This is a genomic window from Heliophilum fasciatum (assembly GCF_004341395.1).
Classification (GTDB): Bacteria; Bacillota; Desulfitobacteriia; order Heliobacteriales; family Heliobacteriaceae; genus Heliophilum; species Heliophilum fasciatum.
Genome location: NZ_SLXT01000048.1, coordinates 1 through 8,714 on the forward strand (window position 1 = coordinate 1; position 8,714 = coordinate 8,714).

The 8,714-nt window shown below is 51.0% G+C and carries 8 protein-coding genes; all 8 read left to right on the forward strand.

Going from position 1 to position 8,714, the window contains the following annotated elements; all coding sequences use genetic code 11:
* The first annotated feature begins 182 nt into the window (after window positions 1-182).
* The 8 genes from EDD73_RS14235 (at window position 183) to rfbG (ending at window position 8,603) form a co-directional block, all read left to right on the forward strand.
* Window positions 183-2,246 (forward strand): hypothetical protein, encoded by a 2,064-nt coding sequence (locus tag EDD73_RS14235; protein WP_131921050.1) that lies wholly within the window; start codon window positions 183-185, stop codon window positions 2,244-2,246.
* Window positions 2,247-2,330: 84 nt separating this feature from the next.
* Complete coding sequence (locus EDD73_RS14240) at window positions 2,331-2,741, forward strand: EscU/YscU/HrcU family type III secretion system export apparatus switch protein (RefSeq protein ID WP_131921052.1); 411 nt, start codon at window positions 2,331-2,333, stop codon at window positions 2,739-2,741.
* Between the two features lie 27 nt (window positions 2,742-2,768).
* Window positions 2,769-3,206, forward strand: coding sequence for a YaaR family protein (locus EDD73_RS14245; protein WP_131921054.1), 438 nt, complete (start codon window positions 2,769-2,771; stop codon window positions 3,204-3,206).
* Between the two features lie 34 nt (window positions 3,207-3,240).
* Window positions 3,241-3,672 carry a flagellar export chaperone FliS gene (gene fliS / locus EDD73_RS14250; protein WP_131921056.1) on the forward strand — a complete coding sequence of 144 codons (432 nt, stop codon included), beginning with the start codon at window positions 3,241-3,243 and terminating at the stop codon, window positions 3,670-3,672.
* 71 nt (window positions 3,673-3,743) lie between these two features.
* The gene (locus EDD73_RS14255) at window positions 3,744-4,568 is read left to right on the forward strand and encodes a flagellin N-terminal helical domain-containing protein (RefSeq protein WP_131921058.1); all 825 of its coding nucleotides are present in this window, start codon (window positions 3,744-3,746) and stop codon (window positions 4,566-4,568) included.
* 271 nt (window positions 4,569-4,839) lie between these two features.
* The gene (locus tag EDD73_RS14260; RefSeq protein WP_131921061.1) at window positions 4,840-5,202 is read left to right on the forward strand and encodes a hypothetical protein; all 363 of its coding nucleotides are present in this window, start codon (window positions 4,840-4,842) and stop codon (window positions 5,200-5,202) included.
* A gap of 206 nt (window positions 5,203-5,408) precedes the next feature.
* Entirely contained in the window at window positions 5,409-7,013 is a 1,605-nt protein-coding gene (locus EDD73_RS14995; RefSeq protein ID WP_165876548.1) for a flagellin N-terminal helical domain-containing protein, read from the forward strand.
* Between the two features lie 435 nt (window positions 7,014-7,448).
* A complete protein-coding gene (gene rfbG / locus EDD73_RS14270) occupies window positions 7,449-8,603 on the forward strand; it encodes a CDP-glucose 4,6-dehydratase (RefSeq protein WP_131921063.1) in 1,155 nt (384 codons plus the stop codon).
* The last annotated feature ends 111 nt before the right edge of the window (window positions 8,604-8,714 follow it).

Here is an 8,714-nt window from a genome sequence, read left to right on the forward strand (position 1 = left end):
CGAAGTCAAAATACCTTTAAATGGTGCAAAATACCATCGAATAATGCGTTTTTTGAATCACCCCTTGGGATGCGGGGGTTTTTAGACAGACTCTATTAAGCGAAGAACCTTTTTATGCGATATAATAGAATAAGCCAAAATAGGCCCCGCATCAATTTGCCCATGAAAGGATCGATGCAGCGATGAAAATTACCCCTAACCCCTCCGTCGGGGGTGGTTTTGCCGTACAAGAGACGCCAGCCGACCTGCAACGCGGGCAAATCTACAATGCAACCATCAAAAAAGTTACTCCACCGGATACAGCCGTGGTACAGATTCGCGATCACGAGTTCTCCGTTCAAATTGAAGGCGAACTACCGCGCGGTGCCCGGGCCAACTTGCAAATTACCGATACGTCTGGTCCCCTGCCCAAAGCCCGCGTGCTTCCCCCATCGGATCAACTACCTTCCGGCGGCGCATCGGGCGGCACCGCCATTGGTTCCGGCAGCACCACCGCCGGCAGCGCCATCGCTGGACGGGGCAGCGCTACCCAAAGCAGCGCTGCCGCCCTGTTACGGCAGTTGAACGTTCCCGCCACGGGCGAACTGACGCCCATCGTCCAACATCTCCTCGACCGCGGCCGGCCTGTCGACCGCGCAACGGCCACGGCGCTCCATCAATTTGTCACGCAAGCGCCCGGTACGATAGAGCAGAAAAAAGAAGTAATCCAGGCCCTCTTGCAAAAACAACTGCCCTTGACCAGCGAAACATTGCAGGCTGTCCGGGAAGCACTGCATGGCCGCAATTTGAACCGTGTACTCAACGACATCGTTAAGGAACTCAACAACCAAGCCACCCGGAACGATACGAGCGGTACAGGCAGTACCGGCGGCACTGGCAATCCGGCCAACGCCACCAGCCTCACTGCAGTTGAAAACTACCTGGCCCAATTGGAACAAAGCCTCGGTACCGGTTTGCTGCCGACCAAAGACATCATGATCACCAGCGTCAGCCAGCGCTTGATGGAAACAGCCGAACAATTTCGCGGCATGAAACGTGAAATCACCCGCAATCTGGACATACTGGAACAAATCAGCCGCAACCAGCGTACCTTCATCTTGCCGACAGTCAAGCCCTTACTGGAAAAAACCATCGACATGCTGGATCAGGGCATCCTGAAAAGCAACATCACCCTCTTCACCGACATGGACACGGAAAAACTGTTGATGCAAGCGAGCAGCCAACTGGCTACAGCCAAAGCCTTACTGGCCAAAGGGGACAATGCCGCGGCGGCCGAAATCGTCAACCGGATCAAAGAATCGCTGCAGCAACTTTCCTTTAAACCAAGTGAAGTCAAAGTGCGGCACCTGTTGACCAACGGCACCGCCGGTATCCCAACGCCTTCCCCGACCCTTGTCGACATGCCGACCGCCGCCGGAAACCGCGCCGCCGATAGCGCTCCCGTCAACCGCGGAAACTCGCCGGAGCCCAGCGCCACGGCGGCTTTTCGCTTAATCCGCGCCCTCGGCCTCAACCACGACAGCGAAGCAGCCCAATGGATCGCCGGGCAATCCGATGGAGCACCATCAGCTTCTACCGGCGCGCCGCAAAACAGCCTGGCCACCGGCACGGACCCGAACCAACAGCCCAACCTCAAAGCGATGCTGCTGCAACTGGCAGGCAGCGATAACCCGCAGCATCAAAACCTGCGCTCCCTGGCTGATCAAGCCGTCAACAACTTAACGGGCCAGCAACTCCTGAGCAGCAATGACCCGCTGCCGCAATCACAAACGGCTTTTTTCAGCCTTCCCTTAAGCACCAACGGCCAAGGGGAAAACGCGAAGATTTGGATTCACTCCCGCAACGACCGGCCCAAAATGGACTGGGAAAACTGCAGCATCTACTTTCTCTTGGAAACAAAGGCCCTCGGCGACACCGGCATCATGCTCACGGCCACCGACCGGAATCTCTCGGTCACCGTCAAGACCGATCATCCGGAAGGCCGCAATCAACTGGAACCGCTTTTTGCCAATGTCAAAGAACACTTGCAAGCCATCGGCTATACGATCAGCAGTTTTCAGTTTACCCGTCTCCAGGCGGACCCCGCCAACAGCACGTCCGCATCGAGTTCGGCAACCGGAGCCGGTAGTTCCGCGGTCAACGACACCATGCCCACCGGCATCGGCACCGCTTCCTCCAGTACGCTTACGCCGCCGCCACCACCCCGTTCCCTGTCTAACATTCCCGGACTCAACGTAAAGATCTAGCTTTGTTTTTCCGATTAAATAATACACCTTTCTTGATCGATACCTTGTTTATCGATCAAGAAATACATAAAATGGAGGCATAGGATGGCCTTCTCCTTTTTTAATCAAAAACGCAAAAAAGAGCAGCAACCCCAGCGTGCCGCTGCCATTCATTATGACCCTGTCACGGGCGCCCCAACCGTCATCGCCCAGGGGCACGGCCAACTCGCCCAGAAAATTATTGACCTGGCCAAAGAAAAACAAATTCCCCTGCAGGAAAACCCGGTTCTCGTCGAGCACCTGATGAACATGGACCTGGGCGACCAGATCCCGCCCCAACTCTACCTGGTTGTCGCCGAGATCCTGTTAATGATCGAAACGATGGAAAATCAACATGATCCTTATTTGCCCCCGGTCAGCATGGACATCGCCGATAGCGACGGTGAATCGGCGTCAATAGCCGAACCGATAGCCGAGGAAGCCTATACCATCGATATCAGCACTAAGAAACCATAATCCATCACCAAAAAAGCGAGGCTCGTCATGGAAATCAACAAAGTGACCAAAGCCACCCCGGTCAGCAACAAAGATAAGCCCGAAGCCCCGACTTCCTCCATCGCTTTTACGGAAGTCATGGCCCAGCGCCGCGACCAGCTCGATCTGGCCAAGTTTAATAAACTGGCAGCAAAAATTGAAGATCAAGGCAAAATCCTCGCCCAATCCCGCACCGTCGAAGATTTACGTCATTACAAATCGCTCGTCAAATCATTCATGGAAGAAGCCGTCAAACACGCCCTACGAGTCGATGAAAAGCGCGGCTTCAACCGGCGGGGCAAAGCCAAAATCTATAAAATCGTCACGAAAGTCGATGAAAAGTTGCTGGAATTGACAGACCACGTACTGGGCAGCCAAGCCAACAGCTTAAAGATTCTCAGCCTCATCGGCGAAATCAAAGGGTTGCTTGTCGACATTTATTCGTAATCCCTACGCATATTCACAAGGAGGTGTGCCCCCAGTGTTACTGCCCACTGAGCAGGAAATCATGCAAATGACCTCGCAGGAATTAACACTGCTCCTTTATCAAGGACTCCTGGAAAAACTGCAGGAAGCAGCCCAGGCGATTGACACAAAGAATTACGACCTTGCCAATCAACGACTCCAGCAATGCCACGATATCATTCGCCGCCTCGGCGCCGGGCTCAATTACGAAACCGAAAAAACGGCCGGCATTCCTCTGGCTGACCGCCTGGAAGCGCTCTATCAATACATGGCCCAACAGGTACTAGTCGCCAACATCGAGAAAAAGCGCGCGCCTATTAAAGAAACGATGACCCTTCTCGCGATGATCACTGATGCTTGGGAGCAAGCCATGGCCAAAAGGCAGGATGATCGCCCGCAAATCCATGTACGGAAGCTTTCGGCGTACGATGCCCCCGATGATCGGTAACCTCGTTCCCTTCCCCGATTTGCTCATCCTTGGATAAAGGTACGTAAAATAAATATTGAGGTGTAAATACTATGCGTATCAACCATAACATCGCGGCGCTTAACACCTACCGCCAACTAAGCCAAAACCAAGCCATTACGGCGAAGCACTTAGAAAAACTGTCATCGGGCCTGCGCATCAACCACGCCGCCGATGACGCCGCCGGCCTGGCCATCTCCGAAACGATGCGCTCCCAGATCCGCGGCCTCGACGCCGCCGAGCGCAACACCTTAGACGGCATTTCGCTGCTGCAAACCGCCGAAGGCGCCCTCGACAGTGTCCACCAGATGCTCCAGCGCATGCGCGAACTGGCCGTCCAAGCGGCCAACGACACCTACATGACCGAAGATCGCACAGCGATCCAGTCGGAAATCGATCAACTGACCAAAGAAATCGACCGCGTCTCCTCTACAACAGAATTCAACGGCCGGAAACTCTTAAACGGCGATTATAAAACCACAGGCTCCGGCCTCATGATTCAACTCGGCCCCAAGGAAACACAGACACTGGAGATCACCATCGATGATGTAACCACAGCCAACCTCAAAATCAATAACATTGACGTTTCCAATAACACCAATGCCGGTAACGCGATCACCAGCATCGCCGATGCCATCACCGCCATTTCCACCCAGCGCTCCAAGCTCGGCGCATTGCAAAACCGCATGGAGCACACCGTGAACAACTTAAAGTCCTTCAACCAAAACCTTACCGCCTCGGAGTCGCGCATCCGCGACGCCGACATGGCCCTGGAAATGGCCAACTTCACAAAAAACAACATCATCTCCCAAGCCGCCACCGCCATGCTCGCCCAAGCCAACCAACTTCCGCAAGGGATCTTGCAGTTGTTGAAGTAATATAGAAAAAGTCTTGCTACTCGCCCTGTCGGACGCTCTCGATCAGATCACAATCACATACGGAGAAAAACAGAGTGCAACGACAAGTTACACTCTGTTTTTATTTTTTCTACATCTTACCTTTTTATGCTTAATTTGCATCTATAACATTGATGGTCTATCATACTTCTGCTACAATGGGATTAGACGGACGGTCGCGGATACGTAAATAACGAACACAATTAATATCGAGTTACCGGAATTATAGGTATGCTGATTAGGAGTGAGGTCAGTGACTGAACAAGAATTCCAAATGCTCGTGCTCAAGGAACTGCGAGGCCTTAAAGACGATATCGCCGGACTGAAGACCGATGTTGCCGGGCTGAAGAGTGACGTTGCCGAGCTAAAAGAGGGTCAAAAGCGATTGGAACTCGGGCAGGATAAGTCCGAAGCATTCCATCGTCAATCGATTAACCGCCTGAATAACCTTGAAACAAAAGTGGACACCTTGATCGAAAGCAATGGACAAGAGCATCGGCAGATCATTGAATATTTGATGGATATGAAAGAAAATCAGAAATCCATCCACGAAATCCTCGGACGCCATGATGCAGATATTTCCACCTTATTCCGACGTTATGCGAATCGCGCATAAGAATCTTCTCTTAACCATTACAGGGGGTACAGCACCAGTCTGCACCCCCTGTTGTCCATTGACACACCCAAGCCACACAAGCACTGTTCCCCAGGCGCAACAACAGCCAGAGAGGTGTCAGGGTTGTTGCATGGGTAAGAAATATTAAAGTAACAATAAGGGGCTTTCGATACAGATAATGGTTCAATATTTTTCGAGGTGGTCTCATGTACATCTCAAATTTAATCGCTTCTCATGGAGCTAATCAATTACTCAATATCGAGAAACGTAAGGCCATTGCGACCGAACGTTTAAGCTCCGGCCTCCGCATCAATCACGCCGGCGATGATGCAGCAGGTCTAACGATATCGGAAAAAATGCGTGCGCAGATACGTGGATTAAGTCAGGCAGGCCGAAACATCCAAGATGGCATATCGTTGTCCCAAACAGCCGAAGGCGGACTAGCGGAAATTACGAATAATCTGCAACGCATCCGTGAGTTGGCGGTACAAGCAGCCAATGACACGCTGACATCAGATGACCGCGCGATGGTGCAAGACGAAGTGACGCAACTCATCCAGGGAAATGATCAGATCGCAAACAGCACTGAATTCAACCAGATTACGCTGCTGAACAACGCATCGCGTCATCAACAAAGCGCGATAAGCGGAACTGCCTTGAACGATGAAAATATCTTATCTTCGCCACCGGTAGGAAACAACGGCAACCTTTTATTTCGAACGAATCAAGGATACCCCACAACGGCGGCCGATGATAATCAGACATTAATTTTTGGTTCAGGGGACAGTGCTCGTTCAGTAAAAGTCGGTGGAACTGTTTATCAGTTGCAATCACTCACCATTACACCTACCATTGAGGAGAGCGGAACATTCAAAACAGTATATAAAGTTCCGGCTCAAGACGTTGAAATCACCCAAAAGGTGCGAATTGTACAAGATAAATATGAGATCCGCTATTCCGTGATAAACAATAGCACCACTGCCCAAGACATTGGCCTTATGTTTCATATAGACACGATGCTTGGCAATGATGATGCCGCACCTTTTATCGTCAACGGTTCACCCGTAACTACGGAAACCAAATATGTTGGCGCAGACATCCCTGATTCTTTTACGGTTTATAATCAGCATACAGGTTCCGGTGCCAATGCAGAGATTCAAGCGCAAGGAATTATCAAAGGTTCCGACATTCTTGAGACACCATCAGCATTCGGTGTTGGAAATTTCTCTTCGGTTGCCAATTGGGACTGGGTTCCGGGCGGCGCTTTCTCCGACAGTGGTTATATGGTCCGCTGGGATCCTCGAACATTGAATCCCGGAGATTCCTTTGAAGTCAACACCTTCTACGGCTTATCGGTGCCTCCTGTTGTTACTGCTCCCACCACCGGAACATCGTTAGAGGAACTGTATCAGCTTCAGCTACAAGTAGGTCCAAATGCCGGTAACCAGTTTACGATTGAATTATCCGATGTACGGAGTCAATCACTGGCGATTGATAATCTTAAAGTAGATCCAGCAGAAGAAGCAAGAAGAGCATTAGAAAAACTTGATACAGCATTACAAAAAGTTACTACCGAGCGCTCCAAGTTTGGCGTTTATCAGAGTTCCTTGGAGCGCCTTTTTAATATAAGCCAAAGCTATTTGGAAAATCTCCAAGCGGCAGAGTCCCGCATTCGAGACGTTGATATGGCCAAACAAATATTGGAATTTTCCAAAACCAATATCCTTTCGCAAACCACCGAAGCGATGATGGCCCAAGCGAACCAACAACCCCAACAGGTCTTGCAACTGCTTCAAAGTATAAAAAGCTAAGATGGGCGCATTCATCACAGCGCGCAAAACCAGTCACGGCTGATAACTGGTTTTGATCCCGCCATCGCTCTCCCAACACCCAACGGGGTACAGCAACGCCTTATTCCAGCAACCACAACAAATCTCACAATTGTTACAGGGTATGAAAGGCTAAGATGAACACTATCATCTTAGCCTTTCGCTTTCTTAAGGGTTAATATCGGCCTATTTCCGGGATTTGGTTAAAAAACCCAGGAGGCCATTATATACAGCAGTTTCCGAACAGGCAAGATCGTCAGCTTTTGGGCATTTCGAGGTAGATAAAACAGCATTGGCTTTACTGCGATGATGGTTTACTAACCTAAATTTCTGATACAATAAAGACAACCCCAAAGAGACCGATGTAACCTTGCCTTCAAAATAATTATTCAACGCCACCATTCACTTATCAAAGAGGTGACTAGCCTGTTCGCATCAATCTATCAAGGAAAACGTGTGGCCGTCACAGGGCATACCGGCTTCAAAGGAAGCTGGCTGGCCCTGTGGTTGACAACCCTAGGGGCACAGGTTTTTGGCCTGGCTCTGCCACCTCAGACCAAGCCGAATCTGTTTGAGGCGTTGGGTTTGGCGGAACAGATCGTTCATTGCGAAGGCGACATTCGCAACATGGCTACTGTTCAAGCCTTCATGGCCGAAGCACAACCCCATATCGTATTTCACCTGGCCGCCCAACCGATCGTCCGACTTAGTTATACCGACCCCGTCAGCACATTTGCGACGAATGTCCAAGGAACGGTCCATATCCTGGAGGCCTTTCGGCACTGTCCGTCGGCTCAGGTCTTTGTCAATGTCACTAGCGACAAATGCTATGAGAACCGCGAATGGCTCTGGGGCTACCGAGAATCCGATCCCCTCGGGGGACATGATCCCTATAGCGCTTCCAAAGGCTGTGCTGAGCTAGTAAGCCAAGCTTACCAGCGTTCTTTTTTCCGTTCCGGCGATCCCTCCAAGAGAAAATTACTAGCTACCGTACGTGCAGGCAATGTGATCGGCGGAGGCGACTGGTCACCGGATCGGATCGTCCCCGATACAGTGCGCTCATTGGTTCGCGGTGAGCCGATCCAGGTACGCAACCCTCGGGCCATTCGTCCTTGGCAACATGTATTGGAACCATTAGCCGGTTATCTGTGGCTTGGCGCACGCTTATGGACAGAAGGAGACACTTTTACCGGACCATGGAATTTCGGCCCCCAAGCCGATGCCGCTGTCCCTGTCGGAACCTTAGTGGAGACGATGATCACCCATTGGGGTACAGGCAGTTGGATCGATATTGCCGCTCCCAAGGCCCCCCATGAAGCACAATGGTTACGGCTGTCTTGTGAAAAAGCACAATCACGCTTAGGTTGGCAAGCGGTTTATTCTTTTGAACAGACCGTGCAAGCAACACTCGATTGGTACCGCCATTTTTATCGTCAAAGGGCGTCCGACTATGCCTGCGAGGCTACAATGACCGAGTACACGCTTCAGCAAATTAAGGATTATGTCGCTGCCGCCCGACATGCAAGACAACCATGGGTCCAGCGGGCCAGAATTTTCGAAGAAAAAATTTAACATTTGCATTAACACTGTGAATATTTCGCTCTTGGAGAGCCAGTATGTCGGCAAAATAGAGCCATGTTCACGGAAAAATAGAGCCACCTTCACGGCGTAGAGATCCACCTG

Bases quoted from the DNA above. Each gene is read 5' to 3' on its own strand.
- EDD73_RS14235 (WP_131921050.1), top strand. From the start codon at position 183: ATGAAAATTACCCCTAACCCCTCCGTCGGGGGTGGTTTTGCCGTACAA.
- EDD73_RS14240 (WP_131921052.1), top strand. From the start codon at position 2,331: ATGGCCTTCTCCTTTTTTAATCAAAAACGCAAAAAAGAGCAGCAACCC.
- EDD73_RS14245 (WP_131921054.1), top strand. From the start codon at position 2,769: ATGGAAATCAACAAAGTGACCAAAGCCACCCCGGTCAGCAACAAAGAT.
- EDD73_RS14255 (WP_131921058.1), top strand. From the start codon at position 3,744: ATGCGTATCAACCATAACATCGCGGCGCTTAACACCTACCGCCAACTA.
- EDD73_RS14995 (WP_165876548.1), top strand. From the start codon at position 5,409: ATGTACATCTCAAATTTAATCGCTTCTCATGGAGCTAATCAATTACTC.